The organism is Streptomyces sp. NPDC060000 (assembly GCF_042737375.1).
In the GTDB taxonomy this organism is placed as follows: Bacteria; Actinomycetota; Actinomycetes; order Streptomycetales; family Streptomycetaceae; genus Streptomyces.
The window spans coordinates 1-17,739 of sequence record NZ_JBHWUU010000129.1 but is presented as its reverse complement, the minus strand read 5'-3'; the positions used below and the strand labels follow the sequence as shown (position 1 = coordinate 17,739).

The following is a 17,739-nucleotide window of genomic DNA, read 5'->3' as shown; positions in this document are numbered from 1 at the left end:
CGCCGCAAGAAGACGGCGGGGGGTGTGGCCTGACCCATGCCTGACGCGATAGCGAAGCCGCGGCCGCCACGCATGCCCCCGCGTGGCGGCCCGGCCGGTTTTCCGCCCACCCGGCGCGCGCTTCCGCCGCGTCGCGCCCGTCACGGATCGTATGCAGCGCTTGCTTCGCCCCTGTCGGCCCGTCCTCTTCGCCCGTACACTGACAAATCGTAGATGTGCGGATGCAGTTGACCGGGGGGAGCCGCCATGTCGGGGGACCAGTACGGCAGATACAACGACACGGACCACAACACCTTCTACTACGTGCCGCCCATGCCGCCGTCCCCGCCCGCCCCGCCCCCCGCCCCGGCGGACGGCGCACGGGCCGTCGCGGTGGCCGTGCTCAACCTCAGTGGTCTGGGCCTGGGCTACGCGCTGGTGCGCCGCTGGGCGCTCATGGTGCTGTGCTGGCTCGCCACCGCCGCCCTGCTGTTCGTGGCGCTCCCGGCCGACCCGGACGGCGTGCCGGGCTTCGCCCTCGTCCTCTACGTCGTGTTCCTCGCCGCCGTGGCGGCGCACGGTGCCCGCGTGGGCCTGCGCACCCCGCTCGCAGGGCTCCGGCAGGCGCCGCTCGCCCTCGGGCTCGGACTGCTCCTGCTGGTCGCGCCGGCCGGGGGTGTCGTGCTGTACGACAGCGCGCGGGACGAAGCGACCCAGCAGATGCTCCTGGACCGGCTCGACAAGGCCGACCAACTGGTGCGGGCCGCCGGTGACCAGTCGTTCACCGCGGCCCAGGCCGACTACCGCAAGGCGCTGAGGGTCTACGCGGACCTCAGGTCCGACCACCCCGGTTCCCGGGCGGCCGAGCGGGTGCCCGCACGGATGAAGGCCTACTACACGACGGTCGGCGCGGCGTACGCGCAGGGCAAGTACTGCGAGGCGGTGGCGCCTCTGAAGTATCTGCGCACGGTCCCCAGGAGCCTGCCCGGGACGGACCTCGGGGCGCTGAAGACCTGGCCCGACGACCGGCTCGCCACCTCGCTGTACGAGTGCGCGTCGACGGCGCTGACGGCCGGCGAGGCCACCTGGGCGTCGCAGTACGGGGAGCTGCTGAGCACGTTCCCCGAGTCGGAGCAGTCGGCGAAGGTCGAACCGGCCGTGGCCGCCGCCGTCGTCCGCACCGAGAAGGACCTCGGCGGGGCCGAACCCTGCTCCGCGGTCCAGCGGCTGAGCACGCTCGGCTCCCAGATCGACGGTCTGGAGGGCGGACGGCCGGACGTCGGCGCCGCTCTCGACAAGGACGCCCGGCGGGCCACGGGGAGCGCCGACACCGGCGCGTACACCTGTGGCGTGGACCAGTACCGGGACGGCGACTTCAAGTCGGCGCAGACGACCATGACGGACTACGCCTCCGCGCACAAGGCCGCGAAGAACGCGGCCCTGGCGAAGAAGATCGCGATAGCGGCGGAGGTCGCGCAGACCGTGCCGGCCGCGGGAAAGAAGCTGCCGACGACGCGTACCGGCGGCAGCATCTCGGTCACCGTACAGAACGACAGCCCCGACGAGGTGACGGTCCTGTTCACGGGTCCGGTCACCGGCAGCTTCACCCTCAAGGCTTGCGGCAGCTGCAAGGCGTACTCGCTCGGCAGCACCCTCAGCCCGTCCTTCGAGCCGTGCGGCAGCGGCAAGAACTATCCGCAGCGCACCATCAGCCTGCCGGTCGGCACCACGTACTTCCTGCACAAGCCCAAGGGCGACAGCCTGGCCACGCCCGCCTCGGACACGGCCAAGCTCCAGTCGGGCTACATCTACACGGAGTGCGCCTACACGACGGAGAGCTTGGGGACGGGCCTCTGAATTCGGGGCGAACTCGCCGGTAATTGACGCTGGTTGATGGGTCGTCAATTGCCGGCTTCGTCGCCCGGGGGCATATGTGACGGGTGATAAGGTGCGCCGGAATTCTCTCGCGCAGGGCCCCCACACGAAAGCCTTGAGATACTCCATGAGCGACATAACGGCGGACACCCCCGAGCATTCCTTTGCCCCGGGCGGTCGACGCCGGCACCGCAGGGTCAAGCAGAGCACTACCGGTGTCCGGCGGGCGATCGTGCTCGCGCTGGCCCTGCCCGTCACGTCCGCGGCCCTGGCCGGCCCCTCGGCCTTCGCCGCCGAGAAGGGCATCGGCACGACGGCCAAGGACACGGCCGCGGGCCGGACCCTCGACGCGGCCGACCAGCAGATGGTGAGCAACCTCGAGACCCGCGTCCTCGACCAGCGTCTGGGCTCCACGGTCAGCGGTGTGGTCCGCGACTCCGAGTCGGACACCACCCTGTGGGACCACAACGGGGCGACCGCGCTGATGCCGGCGTCCAACACCAAGCTCGCCACGGCGACCGCCGCCCTGACCGTGCTCGGCCCGGACCACAGGTTCACCACCCGGGTCGTGTACGGCAACGGCACCCTGACCGTGGTCGGGGGCGGCGACCGCACCCTGACCAGCGCCGACCTAGCCGAACTGGCGAGCACCGCGGTCGCCGGGCTCAAGGCGGCGGGGCTGACGTCGGTGAAGGTCGCGGTGGACGACAGCCTCTTCGGCGAACCGACCCTGGCCACCGGCTGGAACACCGGCTACTACCCGGACTCCGTCGCCCCGGTGCGCGCACTGGTCGTCGACGGGCACGGCGTCCAGGACACCTCGATCGACGCCGGGCAGGTCTTCGCCCGGCAGCTCGCCGCGGCCGGGGTCACCGTCGACGGTGCGGTGACCCGTGCCGTGGCGAACCCGGGTGACGTACCGGTGGCCCGGCACCAGTCGGCACCTCTGTCGGACATCGTCCACACCATGATCAAGGTCAGCGACAACAACATCGCCGAGACCCTGCTGCGGATGACCGCCCTCGGCGCGGGCCGCCCGGCCACCTTCGTGGGCGGCACGGAAGTCGTGCGCCAGGTACTGAGCCTTCAGTACGGCGTGTCCCTCGACCACTTCGAGATCTACGACGGCAGCGGCCTTTCGCGGGCCAACCGCATTCCGGCCGCCACGCTCGCGGACATCCTCGAACTGCTGACGGAATCCCGTTACTCCGCCACACTGAGCTCCATTCTCGACGGGCTGCCGGTCTCCGGCGAGGCCGGCGGCACCCTCGGTCCGGAGTGGGGCCGCTTCGACGACGCGAAGTCCAAGTGCGCCGTCGGCAAGGTGCGCGCGAAGACCGGCACCCTCACCGGGGCCATCGCCCTGAGCGGTCTGACACAGGGCAAGGACGGCAAGTGGAAGGTGTTCTCCTTCGTCGAGAACAACTCCACGGCCAATGCGGCCGACATCAAGGACGCCATGGACGGCCTCGCGGCGACCGTGAACGGCTGCTGGGCGTAGCGAAGACGCACGGACCACGCACGAACGACGCACGCGTGCCGCACGCGTGACGCGCGGATGAGCGCGGACGCAGGAGGGCCGGCCCCTGAAAAGCCGGCCCATTCCCGTCCCGCCCGGCCGTCCACCCGAGTGTGAGCCAAGCCACAGGGAAACGCTACCGTTTCGATGGCCCGGCGGGCTACGCTGGCGAGTAAGTGAACGAAACAGTTTCGTTCATGCGAGGCGTACGCCCCCACCCGCATGGAGAACGACAGCCATGGCCTCCGTACTCATCGTCAACGACCAGTCCCTCCAACGCGTCGGTCTGCGCATGCTCCTGACCGCCGAGCCCGGTCTGAGCGTCGTGGGCGACACGGCGAGCGGGGCCGAAGCGGTCCGCATGAGCGCCACGCTCCGTCCCGACGTCGTCCTGATCGCCAGCGTCCGCCCCGGGACGGACGACCTCGGGACCATCCGCCGTATCGCACACCCGACACACCTCACGGCGGCCCCTGGCCCGGCCCGGTCGGGCGGGCAGCAGCCGCCGCGCATCCTGGTACTGACCTCGGACGGTCACGAGGAACACGCCTACGCCGCCCTGCGCGCGGGCGCCGGCGGATTCCTCCTCAAGGACGCCACGCCCGGCGAACTGACCGCGGCGATCCGCGTCGTGGCCGCCGGAGACGCCGTCATCACCCCCGAACTGACCCGCGCGCTCATCGACACCGTCCGTCACGAGCGCGCCCCGCGCCCGGGCCGGCGGGCGATCGGACTCGCCACCTTCACCGAGCGCGAACGCGACGTCCTCGTCGCCGTCGCCTCCGGCTGGTCCAACGCGGAGATCGCCGCCCGGCTGTCCATCGCCCCGACCACCGTGAAATCCCACGTCAGCCACATTCTCGCCAAGATCGGCGCCCGCGCCCGGGTCCAGGCGGTCGCCTTCGCCTACGAGTACGGCCTGGTGCACCCGGCGGCCTGACACCGGCGGTCCGACACCGATCGCCCGGACGTCCGGGGTCCTCCCGCCTGCCCCTTTTCCCCGCGTGGCCCCGTACCCGCCTTCCGGGTACGGGGCCACGCCGTGCGGCGGCCGGGCGGTCAGCCGCGGTCGCGCTGGTGCACGCGGGCCAGCAGCAGGTTCGGGGCGCTCTGCGTGAAGTACGCCGCGCTGGAGATGTAGGCGGTCCGACCGCGTACGGCCACGGAGGTGGGGTTGGACAGCCCGTCCTGCCGGGAGAGGACGACCCGGTGGGTGCCGTCCGGGCGGACCAGGGTGACCTCGCTGCCGCCGATCAGGGCGGCGAGAGCCGTGTCCCGGTGCCGCTCGACGAACCCGAAGTCGTCGATCGCGAAGAGGCCGGTCGCCCGGGTCTCGATCGCGCCGGCGGAACCGCTCCCGTGCACGGGGATGCGCAGCAGCGTCCCGGCGTTGGTGTTGGACACCCACACGGCGTCGCGGTGCAGCCGGAGGCCGTTGACACCGACGCGGGCCGCGGGCGGTGCGTTGCGCGGCTGGAGCGCGGCTCCCGTGGCCCACGCCGTGGGCTTGCCGCCCGAGCGCGGGACGCGCCAGACGGTGCCCAGCACCGAGTCCGCGGCATAGAGCACGCCGCGGCGCTCGTCGAGGGCGAGGCCGTTGGGAAACCCGCCCGGCGGCAGCTGCGCGATCTGCCGGGGCCTGCCGCCGCCGGCGGGGATGCGCCAGATGCCGGTCGCGCTGGTGCCGGTGGCGTAGTTGACGTAGAGGGTGCCGTTCTCCGCCCGGGCGATGCCGAGGACGACGGCCTTGCCGACGACGGGCGTGTGCGGGTTGGCCACGGCGGGCAGCGTCGCGAGGACCCGCTTGCGGCCCGTGCGGGTGACGTTGACGACCTGCCGGGCGGTCGACAACGTCAGGTCGGCGGAGCCGTCGGGGGCGAGCGCGAGGTTCTCCGGGCTCTCTCCCCCGGCGAGGTCGAAGTGGGCGACGACGCACGGATCGGAGACGACCGGCTCGTCTCCCATGGCGGGAGCCGTGGCGAGCAGGGCCAGGGCGAGGGCGGCGGTGGTGATACCCGCCGTACGGGGGACTCGGGGCATGGGACCCTTCCTTGCAGGGAAGTCGGAAACGCCGCTGTGCGGCGGCCAGACGACCATCGCGCCGGTCCGGCGGTGGCCGCCGCAGTCGCGGCCGGGGGATCGCCCGCGTGGCCCAGGGCATCGACCCGCCTGCCGCTCACCCGAGTGATCCGGCGATGCATCAGACTGGGCGGTGCGCACAGACAACCCGCCAGGCACTCGAACGGTCGGACACCTGAACGGTCGGACACCTGAACGGTCGGCCACTCGACCGGACGGACACTCACCCAGAAGGAAGCACAGCGTGATCATCTTCGGCACCAAGGGATACCTCTACCAGCTGGCGATACTGACGCTCGTGTGCGGCCGCTGCGGCAACCCCGCCGCGCACACACTGCGCAAGCGCGTCACGAAGTTCACGCTGTTCTTCGTGCCGCTGTTCCCGGTCGCGACGAAGTACGCGACCCAGTGCACCTTCTGCGGCGCGGAGCAGAAGGTGGCCAAGGAGCAGGCCGACCAGCTGCTGGCTCAGGGCGCGGGCGGGGCCGGCGGTCAGCCGTACGGGCAGCCGCAGCAGCAGCCGTACCAGCACTGACGCCTCGAACGGCTCGTACAGTTCGCCGCGGGCAAAGCGGGCTCAGCGGGCTCAGCGCCCGAGTCCGGTGGTGAGCCCGGCCCGGTCGCAGGCCGCCCGGAGTTCACGGGTGCAGATCTGGGCCGTGGTGTACAGGCCGCCCTTGATCAGGGTCCGCCGGATGTCCCGGGCCGTCACCGCGGTCGGGTGGAGCAGGACGGACGGGATGCGGCTTTCGGTGGGGCTGTCGGTGGTCGTCGTGGCGCTGTCGCGGGCGTCCTCGCCCCGCCCGACGCCGACGGCCATGGCGGCGACCGCGGCGGCCTCCTTCTGGAAAGGCTTGTACACCGTCATGTACTGCTCCCCTCTGACGATGCGCCGCACGGCGTCGAGGTCGGCGTCCTGGCCGGTGACGGGAGGGAGCTTCGTGACACCGGCGCTCTTGAGCGCGGCGATGACGCCCGAGGCGATGTTGTCGTTGGCCGCGAGGACTCCGGCGATCCGGTTCGGGCCGAGGGCCGCGATGGCGGCGGACATGTTGGTCTGGGCGTTCTGCGTGCTCCAGTCCAGCGTGTTGTAGGCGCGGGCGATCCGCACCCTGCCGGTGAGCTCGGAGAGCGCGCCTTTCCGGTAGGAGCCGGCGTTCGGGCTGGTCGGATCGCCGTTCATCATGACTACGTTCCCGTTCCCGGCCTGCCGCCCCATGGCCCTCAGGAGCGCCTCGCCCTGGAGTCTGCCGACCTGGAGGCCGTCGAAACCGACGTAGCCGGTGACCGGGCCCTCCGCGAGGCGGTCGTAGGCGATCACCGGGACATCCGCCCGGCGCGCCTCCTGGATGGAGGAGCGCAGCGCCCGGGTGTCGGCGGCGTCGAGGATCAGGACCCTGGCCCCCTTGGTGACCATGGAGATCATCTGCTGCCGCTGTCGGGTGACGTCGTTCTCGGCGTTGGCGTACTCCACCCGGCAGTCGGGACACAACTTCTTCACCTGGGCCTCGATCAGCGGTCGGTCCGCGTGTTCCCAGCGCGGGACCGCGCGGCTCGGCAGCAGCAGGCCGACGGTGAAGCCCTCGCCGCCCGGCTTGTCGCCTCCGCCGCAGGAGGCCAGGGGCATCGTCAGGACTGCCGCGGCGAGCACCGCGACGACAGGCCCGCGACCGGTCCTCACGGCGCTCCTCCCGGCACGGCGATCTCGCTCCACACCTGTTTGCCGCCGGCCACCGGGACCGAGCCGACGGACTCCGACATCGCCTCGACCAGCAGCAGGCCCCGGCCGCCGGTCGACTCCCAGTCGACGATCACCGGTTTGGCGGGCGCGCGCGGCGAGGAGTCGCTCACGCAGACGCGCACGCGGTCCCCGCGCAGGATCAGGTCGAGACGGACCGGCCCCTGGGTGTGCACCAAGGCGTTGGTGACGAGTTCGGAGACGACCAGCAGCACGGCGTCGGCCGCGTCCTGGACCTTCCAGCGGCGCAGGGTGCGCGCGGTGAAGCGGCGCGCGTGCATGACGGCGTCGGGCAGCCGCCACACCATCCAGCCGACTTTGACGGGCCGGGTCTCCATGCCGTCGTAGCGCAGGAGCAGCAGCGCCACGTCGTCCTCCCGGCGGCCGGCGTCGCCGAGGAGTTCGTCGGCCATCCTGCCCGGGTCGGCGGGGTCGGCCGCGGCGAGCGCCACGCGGGTGCGGCGCATGCCCTCGTCCAGGGGCAGGTCGGAGGCCTCGACCAGACCGTCGGTGACCAGGGCGAGGACCGTGCCCGGGGCCAGTTCGACGGCCGTCATGGGGAAGTCCGCCTCCGCCAGGATGCCGAGCGGCGGGCCGCCCGCCACCTCGATCTCCTCGGTACCGCCGTCGGGGAGGCGCAGCAGGGGTGCGAGGTGCCCGGCCCGGACGAAGAGGATGTTGCCCTCCTCCATGTCGAGTTCGGCGTAGCAGCAGGTGGCGAAGAGGTCGGTCTCCATGCCGACCAGGAGCCGGTTGGCGTGCGAGACGACCACGTCGGGAGGGTGGCCCTCGATGGCGTAGGCGCGGACCGCCGTACGCATCTGGCCCATGATCGTCGCGGCCCCGGCGCTGTGGCCCTGGACGTCTCCGATGACCAGGGCCACCCGGTCCTCGGACAGGGCGATGACGTCGTACCAGTCGCCGCCCACCTGCAGCCCGCGTCGGGCGGGCAGATAGCGGGCGACGGCGGTCCCGCCGGGCAGTTCGGGCAGCCGCCGGGGCAGCAGACTGCGCTGGAGCATCGTCGCGAGTTCCTGCTCGGCGTCGTGCGCGTGGGCACGCTTGAGGGCCTGGCCGACCAGGGCGGCGGTGGCGGTGAGCAGGGACCGTTCCTCGGGCGCGAACTCGTGCGGCCGGTCCCAGCCGACCATGCACACCCCGGCCACCTGGCCCTTGGCGGGGAGCGGCAGGACGGCCAGTCCCCCGGCGCCGATACCGGCCAGACCGGCTTCGAGGGCCGTTCCGGCCGGCCAGAGGTCCATCCGCCCGTCCCGCAGGGCCGCCTGGAGGGTGGGCAGGGCGCGCAGCGGTGCGTCGGGCCATTCCGTGCGCCACTCGGCACGCCACACCTGCGGCCAGGCGCTGGGCTGGGGCGGGTCGAGGACGGTGACCATGACCCGGTCGTCCTGGACCGCGGCGACGGCCACATGGTCCGCGCCCAGCGGCTCACGCAGGGCGGCGACGACCACCCGGCCGACGTCGCGGACCGTCGCGGCGTCGTCGAGGGCGGCCGTCAGCCACTGGATGCGGGAGACGTCGTCGCCGCCGCGGCGCAGCACCGGGGTCGCCGTCACCACGCCCAGGACCTGCTGCGGCCCCTCCCCGGCGTCCGCGTCCGCCCGGCAGCTCAGACTCAGCCAGCGCATCTCACCGGTGGGGCCGCGGACCCGGAACTCCAGATCCCGCCGGCCGAAGGGGTCGGCGGACAGCTCGAGGACCGACATCAGGGCGTGCATGTCATCCGGGAGGGCGTGGGCGAGCAGGGTGTCGACCTTGCCGTCGAAGTCGTCGGGTGTGATGCCGACGAGTTCGAGCAGGGTGTCGTCGGCCTCGATCAGGCCGGTGTCCGGGGAGAGGACGAAGAAGCCGACGCGCAGACTGCGCAGGGCGGGACCCAGCAGCGGAGTCGGTCGCGGCGGGTCGGTGCCCGGGGGGAGGAGCTCGGCGACCGCGTCGGCGTACCGCTCCCAGAAGCGGCGCTGCTCGATCTCGAAGCCGTCGGCCGAGGCCCCGAGGACGAGGAGACAGCCCAGCCTGCTGCCCTGGGTGCCGAGGGGCAGCGCACCGAGCGGGGTCCCGGCGGTCAGCCACAGGGAGCGGTCGGTGCGGAAGGCGCGCGCCGCGGGTGAGTCTTCGGACAGGGGCAGGCGCTCCGGCGGTGCCGATCCGGAAGGGGCTCTTCCGGACGTGTCCACCAACTGGAGTTCCCGTGTACCGGCTCCGGGCGCGTAGACCGCTGCCAGTGTCGCTCCGGCGAAGGTCAGGGCCCGATCGAGGCATGTCCGCACCGTACCTCCCGTCCTGCCGCAGGTGCCGACAGGTTGAGATCGGGGCACCTACCGACCAGAATCGCATATACGGCCCAACCGAACATATCCACCTTATTGTCGTCTACGGCAGGTATCACCCATGAAGGCCCGCACACGGCGCATGGCCGCCGCGGTGACCGCGGTCTCCACCGCGGTCGTCCTGACGGCCTGCGGGGCGAGCACCGGCGACAAACCCCGCGAGGACGACCGACCGAGCATCGGTCTGCTGCTGCCGGACGCCACCACGGCCCGCTGGGAGGCTCAGGACAGGCCCCTGCTGGAGAAGAGGATCGGCGAACTGTGCGCCGACTGCGTGGTCGAGCACGCCAACGCCAAGGGCGATGTGGCCCTCCAGCAGGAACAGATGGACTCGATGATCACCAAGGGGGTCGACGCCATCGTGCTCGTACCGGTGGACGCCCGGTCGCTCGGCGCCTCGGTCAGCAAGGCCCACCAGGCCGGCATCCCCGTCATCGCCTACGACCGGCTCGCCGAGGGCCCCATCTCGGGCTACGTCTCCTTCGACGGCGTGGAGGTCGGCAGGCTCCAGGGCCGGGCGCTGCTGAAGGCGATGGGCGACAAGGTGCCCGGGGCCCAGATCGTCATGATGAACGGCGATCCCAGCGACCCGAACACCAAGTCGTTCGAGGACGGCGCCCGGTCGGTGCTCGAGGGGAAGGTGAAGATCGGCAAGGCCTACGACACCCTCCAGTGGCGTACGGAGGCGGCGCACATGAACATGGCCGGGGCCATCGCGGCCCTCGGCGTCGACTCCATCGACGGGGTCTACGCGGCCAACGACGGCCTCGCCGCCGGGAGCATCTCCGCCCTCAAGGCGAACAAGGTCGACCCGCTGCCGCCGGTCACCGGACAGGACGCCGAGCTCTCGGCCCTGCGGCGCATCCTCGGCGGCGAGCAGTACATGACCGTCGCCAAGCCGTTCGGTCCCGAGGCCGCCGCCGGCGGGGCCATGGCCGTGGCCGCGGCACGCGGGGAGAGTCTGGACCGGGTGGCGACGGATCAGGTTCCGACGCACGGCGGGGACGCGGTCGCCGCCGTCCTGCTCACCCCGGTGTCGGTGACCGCCGACAACATCCGGGACACGGTGGTCAAGGGCGGCCTGCACACCGTCCGGCAGATCTGCACTCCCCAGCTGCGGGCCGCCTGCGCCCGGGCCGGTCTGACCTGACCCGGCCGGCCCGGCCCCGGCTCGGCCGGACGCCGCACCGACTGCGCACCGCACCGACCTGACGCAGCATGGACCTTGCGGCACGGGCCTCGCGGCACGGCCCTCGCAGCACGGCCCCGACGCCCCGGGAAGGAGATGGTTCGCGTGCCGGATCCCCCGTTGCTGGCGTTGCGCGGCGTATGCAAGCGCTTCGGCGTCGTCGAGGTCCTCACGGACATCGAGCTGGAGATCCACTCCGGCCAGGTCGTCGCCCTGCTGGGGGACAACGGGGCGGGCAAGTCCACCCTGGTCAAGGTGATCTCCGGGGTCGCCCCCGCCGAGCAGGGCGTCATCGAGTGGCAGGGCCGGCCGGTGCACATCAGACGCCCGCACGACGCCCGGGACCTGGGCATCGCCACCGTCTACCAGGATCTCGCGCTGTGCGGGAACCTCGACGTCGTCGGGAACCTGTTCCTCGGCCGGGAGATCCGCAGGTTCGGGTTCCTGGACGAGGTGGAGATGGAGCGCCGCACCAGACAGCTGCTGGAACGCCTGACCAGGGGGCTGCCCGATCTGCGCGGCCCCGTCGTCTCGCTCTCCAGCGGTCAGCGGCAGACCGTCGCCATCGCCCGCTCGCTGCTCGGCGAACCGCGGGTTCTCCTGCTGGACGAACCGACCGCCGCGCTGGGCTTCGAGCAGACCACCGAGATCCTGGACCTGATCGACCAGTTGCGGGACCGCGGTCTGGGCGTCCTGCTCATCAGCCACAACATGGGCGACGTGAAGGCGCTCGCTGACCGCGCCGCGGTACTGCGGCTGGGTCGCAACAACGGCTTCTTCGACGTGAACACCGCCTCCCAGGAGCAGATCATCTCGTCCGTCACCGGCGCCACGGAGAACGTGCCCCGCCGGCCGGCCGCGCGGGAGGCGGGGTGGTGACCGGCACGCGGGCCGTCACCCGCGCCGTGCGGGGCGGGGTGACGGCCCTCCGGCACAAACTGAGCGCAGGCGAGCTGGGTTCGCTGCCCGTCGTCCTCGTCCTGGCCGTCGTCTGGATCACCTTCCAGTCCCTCAACCAGAACTTCCTCTCGCCCCGGAACCTGTCCAATCTCAGTGTGGACATCGTGGGCACGGGGCTGATCGCGGTCGGCATCGTCTTCGTACTGCTGCTCGGTGAGCTCGATCTGTCCGTCGGCTCGATCAGCGGCCTCGCCGCGGCCGTCTTCGCCGTGCTGAACGTGAAAAACGGGGTGCCGGAGTGGCTCGCGCTCGTCGTCGCGGTGCTGGCGGGCACCGTGGCGGGAACCGTCCAGGGCTACTCCATCGCCAGGACCCGGGTACCGGCCTTCGTGATCACCCTCGCCGGGCTGCTCACCTGGAACGGCCTCATGCTGTCCGTCCTCGGCGACAGCGGCACCGTCAACCTCGACGAGAACGGGCTGGTCGCCAAGCTGACCAGCTACTACTTCACCGACGACGCCGTCGCCTACGCCCTCGCGGCGGTCGCCGCGGGCGCGGTCTTCCTCGTCTGCGACCTCGACCGGCGCCGGCGCAGGGCCATCGGTATGCCGCACCGTTCGCTGCGCGGTATCGCGGTGCGCACCGGAGCGCTCGCGGTGGTCGCGTTCGGCATCGCGTATCTGCTCAACCGGTTCCAGGGTCTGCCGCTCGCCCTGCTGATCTTCCTGGTGGTGGTGGCCGGCCTCGACATCGTGCTGCGCCGCACGCACTACGGACGGCAGGTCTACGCGCTCGGCGGCAGCCTCGAGGCGGCCCGTCGCGCCAGTCTCAGCGTGACGTGGGTGCAGACCGCGGTGCTCGCGGCCTCGGGCACGATGGCCGCCGTCGGCGGCCTCTTCCTGGCCTCGCGCATCACCTCGGTGAGCCAGAGCTCGGGATCGGGCGTGCTGCTGGTCAACGCCATCGCGGCGGCCGTCATCGGCGGCACCAGTCTGTTCGGCGGGCGCGGTACGACCTGGTCGGCCGTGCTCGGCATGCTGGTCATCCAGTCGATCGCCTCGGGCATGGCGATCACGGACACTCCCCCGGCCGTGCAGTTCGTCATCACGGGCGGGGTGCTCTTCGCCGCGGTGATCATCGACTCGCTGTCGCGGCGTTCCCAGGAGGCGCACGGACGGGCCTGACGCCGGCGATGAACGCGATTACTTAGGTGAAAGTTGCACCACTTTTGAACGCGGTGCCACCGATGCCTCGTAGTGAGGGGTACCGGCGCTCACGCGCGAGGCGCTCCAGAGGCGATAGGTCGACAGTGCCGAACAACTCCACCGCGGCCGAGGGACGAAGAACGCCCCTCACCCGCAACTGGCCGGTGGCCAGACGGCTCCGGGCCGTGCTGCTGATCCCCGTGCTCGTCGCCCTGGTGCTCGGCGGCGTACGGGTGAAACGTTCGGTCGACACCTGGCAGGACGCCGACGACGCGGTCCGCGTGGCCGAACTGGTCCAGGCGGCGAACAAGTACGCGAGCGACGCGATCAACGAGCGCGACCTGTCGGTGATCCCCCTGGTGACGGGCGCGAAGGCGTCCGACACGGTCGTCCAGGCCCGCGCGATCACCGACGCGGACGCCCGGGTGTTCGACGCGGCGGTCGCCCGTATGCCGGGGACCAGCGGTCTCCTGCGGCGCGTACAGCTGGTCCGTGCCGGTGAGGCGCAGCTCGCCACCGTACGGGCCGACGCCTTCACCGCCCGGATGTCCGGAGTGCGGACGGAGGAGAGTTACCACACCGTCCAGCACCCCCTGATGGAGCTCTCGAACGAACTGGGCTTCGGCAGCAGCAACCAGGCGAGCTTCGGCCGGACGCTCTACGCCGTGTCCCTGACACAGGCGGCCGAGTCCCTGATCCGGTCCATCGGCACGCACCTGCTGGTGGAGGACCGCGACCGGCTGGCCCCTGGCGAGCTGGCCTCCCAGCTCGCCTCGTTCCGCTCGTACGCCTACCTCGAGAAGGTGGGGCTGCAGGAGTACGCGGGCGCCGGCACCACCGAGGACATGACCAGGCTGCGGCAGGCGCTGGCCGCCGCCGAGGAGCGGGGCAGGCAGCAGACCGCGCAGGCCGCCGCACAGGCCGGGGCGGCGGGGCGGACGTTCGTCGCCCCGCCCGGCATCGAGGAGATGATCACCGAGATCGGCGACGGGAAGCCGTCCGCCGAGCTGGCCGCGCTGGGCATCACACCCGAGTCCTTCTTCGCCGCGTCCACCCTGGGCTTCGACGCCTACCGGGGCATCCAGGTGAACCTCACCGACGCCGCGCTCACGAGCGCCCACGACATCGCCGACGACGCGCGCCGGGACGCCGTGACCAACGCGGCGCTCGTGCTGGCCTCGGTGCTCGTGGCCTTCCTGCTGGCTTCCTGGGTGGCCCGCACGATGAGCACCGGCATGCGCCGGCTGAGCGCCGCCGCCATCGAGATCGCCGGGCGGCGGCTGCCCGCTCTCGTCGACCAGATGTCCAGGACCGACCCGGGCGAGGTGGACACCCGGGTCGTCCCGATCCCGATCGACACCACGGACGAGATCGGCGAGGTCGCCCGGGCCTTCGACCTCGTGCATCGTGAGGCCGTCCGGCTGGCGACCGAGCAGGCCCTGCTGCGGGGCAACCTGAACACGATCTTCACCAACCTCTCGCACCGCGGTCAGTCCCTGATCGAACGGCAACTGGCCCTCATCACCAGCCTGGAGGACAACGAGACCGACCCGGAGCAACTGGAGAACCTCTTCAGGCTGGACCACCTCGCCACCCGGGTCCGCCGCAACGGCGAGAACCTCCTGGTGCTCGGCGGCGAGAAGCCCGCCCAGCAGTGGGACCAGCCACTGGCACTGGTGGACGTCGTCCGCGCGGCCTGCTCGGAGGTGGAGCAGTACGAGCGCATCCGGCTGTCCGGCCTGCCGGAGGCCCAGATCCACGGCCCGGTCGTGCCCGACCTCGTGCATCTGCTCGCCGAACTGCTGGAGAACGCCACCGTGTTCTCGTCCCCGCGCTCGGAGGTGCGGGTGAGCGCCGCCCGGCTCCCGGACGGCCAGATCATGGTCGAGATCCACGACGAGGGCATCGGTCTGGAGGCGGACGACTTCGCGATGATCAACAACAAGCTGGCCGACCCGCCGACCGTGGACGTCGACATCGCCCAGCACATGGGGCTGTTCGTGGTCGGCAGACTCGCCGAACGGCACGGCATCCGCGTCCGGTTGCGGCCGTCCGGCGAGAAGTCCGGCACGACGTCCCTCGTCATGCTGCCCGCCTCGGTCGGCCAGCCCCCGGCGAACGCCCTGCCCGACTCCGACACGCTGGCCCTGGCCATGGTAAGGACCGCCCCGGAGCCCCGGTACGCGGCCGCCGCGGCATCTCCCGGCGGCTCGGACCTGGGGGACGCCTTCTCCGACTACGAGGCGTGGCAGGACGAGCCGGTCGGCACACGTCCCGCCGACGAGTCACCGGACGCGTCACCCGCGGCCGGCCGCCCCCGACGGCTGTCCCGGCGCGCGCCCCGGCGCGACCGCCGCCCCCGTACCGACTGACGCCACGGCCCGCCGGCGGCCCGCCCGGCGTCGCGTGCGGCGGGCCGCGCGTGGCGCCGGGCGGGCCGCGTCTGGCGGGCAGGGCCGCGCGTCGTACGCGGCGTGCAGGGCCGTGCGTCGTACGGCCGGCCGGGACACGCCACCGGATGGCCCATCCCGCCGGTTAGCGGACTATCAGGTCATACCGTGCACAATATGAAGAAATGTCATATCGCGTATCTGGCGTGCACGGCGGCGCTGCTCGGGACGGGGCTCGGCGCCGCTCCGCCGGTCGCGGAACACACGACCCACCCGGTCCACGTGGTCCACCCGGGAGAATCGATCCAGAAGGCGGTGGACGCCGCCCAGCCGGGCGACACCGTTCTGCTGACGTTCGGTACCTATCACCAGAGCGTCGACATCAGCACGCCCGGACTCACCCTGCGCGGCATGGGGCGCGGCACGGTGCTCGAACCGGCGGCGGGCACGGGCACCGGCGCCACCACTCCCAGCACCGGATCGGGCGCCGCGAAGACCCCGAAGACCCCGAAGACCGCGAAAGCCCCGAAGGCGCAGAACAGCTGTGCCGCGGCCGGTAACGGCATCTGCGTCGTGGGCACCAAGGACCACAACGTCGACGGCGTCACCCTCGCCTCCCTGACGGTGACCGGCTTCACCAAGAACGGCGTCTACGCCACGAACGCCGACGGGCTGACCGTGCGCAAGGTCACCGCGGTGAAGAACGGGGTGTGGGGCATCGCCACGGAGCACTCGGTCCACGGCGTGTACCGCGACAACACCGCACGGGACAACGGCGACGCGGGCCTGTTCCTCGCCAACTCGGTGAAGGAGGAGATGGGCGCCACGGACACCTACGGAACGGTGGTCGAGCACAACCGGCTGCAGGGCAACCGGATCGGCGTCACCGTCCGCAGGCTGCGCAACCTGACCGTCGCGCGCAACCACCTCACGGACAACTGCGCGGCGGTGTTCGTCGTCGGCGACGAGAACAAGCCGAAGGCCGGCTTCGTGACCGTGCGCGAGAACCGCATCGAGCACAACAACAAGTCCTGCCCGAAGACGGCCCGGCTGGACGCCCTGCAGGGCTCCGGCATCGTCCTGACCGGCGCCGAGGACAGCCTGGTCACCGAGAACGTGATCACGGACAACGTCGGCAAGTCCCCGCTGTCGGGCGGCATCGTCCTGTTCAAGAGTTTCGTGGGCACGACCAGTGACCGGAACCGGATCAGCGACAACCAGCTGCGGGACAACTCCCCGGCGGACCTGGTCAACACGGACACCGGCAAGGGCAACACCTTCGAAGGCAACTCCTGCCGGTCGTCCAAGCCCGCCGGCCTGTGCTGAAACCCACGGACTCCAAGAACACCGAGAAGGAAGGAAGGCGGCACATGACGACCGCTCAGTCTGCCCCTCCGCCGTCCATGCGGCTGCGGGAACTCGCCTTCGGGGCGGCCTGTGCCGCCGCCCTGCGCGCCGCCGCCCGGCTGGGCGTCGCCGACGCCCTCGGCGACGACCCCATGGCCGTGGAGGACATCGCGGCCGCGGTGAAGACCGAACCCCGCCCGCTGCGACGGCTGTTGCGGGCCCTGTCCTGCTACGGCGTCTTCGCCGAGCGGCCGGACGGGACGTTCGCGCACACCGACGTCTCCCGGCTGCTGCGCGAGGACGACCCCAACAGTCTGCGCGCCATCTCGCTGTGGTGCACCGAGCCATGGACCTGGGACGCCTGGCCGCTGCTGGACGAGGCGGTGCGCACCGGCCGCAACGTGGTGGAGGACCTGTACGGCAAGGAGTTCTTCCCCTACCTCAACGAGGACGCCCCGGAGTCGGCCGACGTCTTCAACCGCGCCATGACGACCTCCAGTGTGCAGTCGGCGCGGGACGTCGCGGAGTTCCTCGACCTGACGGGGAGCTCGTCGGTCGCCGACATCGGCGGCGGCCAGGGGCACGTGGTGGCGAGCCTGCTGGACAAGTACCCCGCGATGCACGGGACGCTGCTCGACCTCCCCCGGGTGGTCGAGAACGCGGTGCCGAGGCTGCGCGCCGGCGGCGACCTCGCGGACCGTGCCCGCGTGGTGCCCGGTGACGTCCGGACGGCCGTCCCGGTGAAGGCCGACGTCTACGTCATCAAGAACATCCTGGAGTGGGACGACGAGAGCACCGCCCGCACGCTGCGCAACGTCCGCGAGGCGGGCGGCCCCGGGACCCGGGTCGTGGTCATCGAGAACCTCGTCGACGACTCGCCCTCGATGCGGTTCAGCACCGCGATGGACCTGCTGCTGCTCCTCAACGTCGGCGGGGCCAAGCACACCACCCGGAGCATGGTGGACCGGCTGACCGAAGCGGGTCTGGTCATCGACGACATCAGTCCGGTCAACCCGTATCTGCACGCGTTCGACTGCCACGTCGCCGGCTGATCCGACCGCGTTCCCGTATCTCCACATCCCCCTGTCCCCCTGTCCCCCAAAAGGAGACACACACGGACCACCGGTCGCCGGGCCCGCAGCGGTGGCCCGCGGTTTCACCACGCGGCGG

Annotated in this window: 13 protein-coding genes; 10 read left to right on the top strand and 3 right to left on the bottom strand. The window is 71.7% G+C overall.

Going from position 1 to position 17,739, the window contains the following annotated elements; genetic code table 11:
- Nucleotides 1-246: 246 nt before the first annotated feature.
- The 3 genes from ACFWBB_RS40580 (at nucleotide 247) to ACFWBB_RS40570 (ending at nucleotide 4,313) form a co-directional block, all read left to right on the top strand.
- Nucleotides 247-1,836, top strand: coding sequence for a tol-pal system YbgF family protein (locus tag ACFWBB_RS40580; RefSeq protein WP_385283696.1), 1,590 nt, complete (start codon nucleotides 247-249; stop codon nucleotides 1,834-1,836).
- 145 nt (nucleotides 1,837-1,981) lie between these two features.
- Nucleotides 1,982-3,355 carry a D-alanyl-D-alanine carboxypeptidase/D-alanyl-D-alanine-endopeptidase gene (gene dacB / locus ACFWBB_RS40575; RefSeq protein WP_385283693.1) on the top strand — a complete coding sequence of 458 codons (1,374 nt, stop codon included), beginning with the start codon at nucleotides 1,982-1,984 and terminating at the stop codon, nucleotides 3,353-3,355.
- 256 nt (nucleotides 3,356-3,611) lie between these two features.
- Nucleotides 3,612-4,313, top strand: coding sequence for a LuxR C-terminal-related transcriptional regulator (locus tag ACFWBB_RS40570; RefSeq protein ID WP_385283691.1), 702 nt, complete (start codon nucleotides 3,612-3,614; stop codon nucleotides 4,311-4,313).
- 119 nt (nucleotides 4,314-4,432) lie between these two features.
- On the opposite strand, the gene ACFWBB_RS40565 is transcribed toward ACFWBB_RS40570, so the two are convergent.
- Complete coding sequence (locus ACFWBB_RS40565; RefSeq protein ID WP_385283688.1) at nucleotides 4,433-5,413, bottom strand: SMP-30/gluconolactonase/LRE family protein; 981 nt, start codon at nucleotides 5,411-5,413, stop codon at nucleotides 4,433-4,435.
- Nucleotides 5,414-5,696: 283 nt separating this feature from the next.
- On the opposite strand from ACFWBB_RS40565, the gene ACFWBB_RS40560 reads away from it, so the two are divergent.
- Nucleotides 5,697-5,987, top strand: coding sequence for a zinc-ribbon domain-containing protein (locus ACFWBB_RS40560; RefSeq protein ID WP_385283686.1), 291 nt, complete (start codon nucleotides 5,697-5,699; stop codon nucleotides 5,985-5,987).
- Nucleotides 5,988-6,038: 51 nt separating this feature from the next.
- Here ACFWBB_RS40560 and ACFWBB_RS40555 read toward each other — a convergent pair whose 3' ends face one another.
- Together ACFWBB_RS40555 and ACFWBB_RS40550 are read right to left on the bottom strand one after the other, a co-directional pair.
- Nucleotides 6,039-7,133, bottom strand: a complete 1,095-nt coding sequence (locus ACFWBB_RS40555; protein WP_385283682.1) for a sugar ABC transporter substrate-binding protein — start codon at nucleotides 7,131-7,133, stop codon at nucleotides 6,039-6,041.
- A complete protein-coding gene (locus tag ACFWBB_RS40550; RefSeq protein ID WP_385283679.1) occupies nucleotides 7,130-9,478 on the bottom strand; it encodes a SpoIIE family protein phosphatase in 2,349 nt (782 codons plus the stop codon). Before ACFWBB_RS40550 ends, ACFWBB_RS40555 begins: the two co-directional genes overlap by 4 nt.
- A 121-nt stretch (nucleotides 9,479-9,599) precedes the next feature.
- On the opposite strand from ACFWBB_RS40550, the gene ACFWBB_RS40545 reads away from it, so the two are divergent.
- From ACFWBB_RS40545 to ACFWBB_RS40520, 6 genes are all read left to right on the top strand, one after another.
- Complete coding sequence (locus tag ACFWBB_RS40545) at nucleotides 9,600-10,688, top strand: substrate-binding domain-containing protein (RefSeq protein WP_385283677.1); 1,089 nt, start codon at nucleotides 9,600-9,602, stop codon at nucleotides 10,686-10,688.
- A 135-nt stretch (nucleotides 10,689-10,823) separates the two neighbouring features.
- Entirely contained in the window at nucleotides 10,824-11,606 is a 783-nt protein-coding gene (locus ACFWBB_RS40540; protein ID WP_385283674.1) for an ATP-binding cassette domain-containing protein, read from the top strand.
- The gene (locus ACFWBB_RS40535) at nucleotides 11,603-12,811 is read left to right on the top strand and encodes a sugar ABC transporter permease (protein ID WP_385283671.1); all 1,209 of its coding nucleotides are present in this window, start codon (nucleotides 11,603-11,605) and stop codon (nucleotides 12,809-12,811) included. Before ACFWBB_RS40540 ends, ACFWBB_RS40535 begins: the two co-directional genes overlap by 4 nt.
- A gap of 185 nt (nucleotides 12,812-12,996) precedes the next feature.
- A complete protein-coding gene (locus ACFWBB_RS40530) occupies nucleotides 12,997-15,204 on the top strand; it encodes a nitrate- and nitrite sensing domain-containing protein (protein ID WP_385283699.1) in 2,208 nt (735 codons plus the stop codon).
- A 195-nt stretch (nucleotides 15,205-15,399) separates the two neighbouring features.
- The gene (locus tag ACFWBB_RS40525) at nucleotides 15,400-16,548 is read left to right on the top strand and encodes a nitrous oxide reductase family maturation protein NosD (RefSeq protein WP_385283668.1); all 1,149 of its coding nucleotides are present in this window, start codon (nucleotides 15,400-15,402) and stop codon (nucleotides 16,546-16,548) included.
- Nucleotides 16,549-16,592: 44 nt separating this feature from the next.
- Nucleotides 16,593-17,621 carry a methyltransferase gene (locus ACFWBB_RS40520; RefSeq protein ID WP_385283665.1) on the top strand — a complete coding sequence of 343 codons (1,029 nt, stop codon included), beginning with the start codon at nucleotides 16,593-16,595 and terminating at the stop codon, nucleotides 17,619-17,621.
- Nucleotides 17,622-17,739 lie beyond the last annotated feature (118 nt).

What these genes read in the sequence shown, in the direction of transcription:
- ACFWBB_RS40580 (WP_385283696.1), top strand. Translation starts at nt 247, where the DNA reads ATGTCGGGGGACCAGTACGGCAGATACAACGACACGGACCACAACACC.
- dacB (WP_385283693.1), top strand. Translation starts at nt 1,982, where the DNA reads ATGAGCGACATAACGGCGGACACCCCCGAGCATTCCTTTGCCCCGGGC.
- ACFWBB_RS40570 (WP_385283691.1), top strand. Translation starts at nt 3,612, where the DNA reads ATGGCCTCCGTACTCATCGTCAACGACCAGTCCCTCCAACGCGTCGGT.
- ACFWBB_RS40565 (WP_385283688.1), bottom strand. Translation starts at nt 5,413, where the DNA reads ATGCCCCGAGTCCCCCGTACGGCGGGTATCACCACCGCCGCCCTCGCC.
- ACFWBB_RS40545 (WP_385283677.1), top strand. Translation starts at nt 9,600, where the DNA reads ATGAAGGCCCGCACACGGCGCATGGCCGCCGCGGTGACCGCGGTCTCC.
- ACFWBB_RS40540 (WP_385283674.1), top strand. Translation starts at nt 10,824, where the DNA reads ATGGTTCGCGTGCCGGATCCCCCGTTGCTGGCGTTGCGCGGCGTATGC.
- ACFWBB_RS40525 (WP_385283668.1), top strand. Translation starts at nt 15,400, where the DNA reads ATGAAGAAATGTCATATCGCGTATCTGGCGTGCACGGCGGCGCTGCTC.
- ACFWBB_RS40520 (WP_385283665.1), top strand. Translation starts at nt 16,593, where the DNA reads ATGACGACCGCTCAGTCTGCCCCTCCGCCGTCCATGCGGCTGCGGGAA.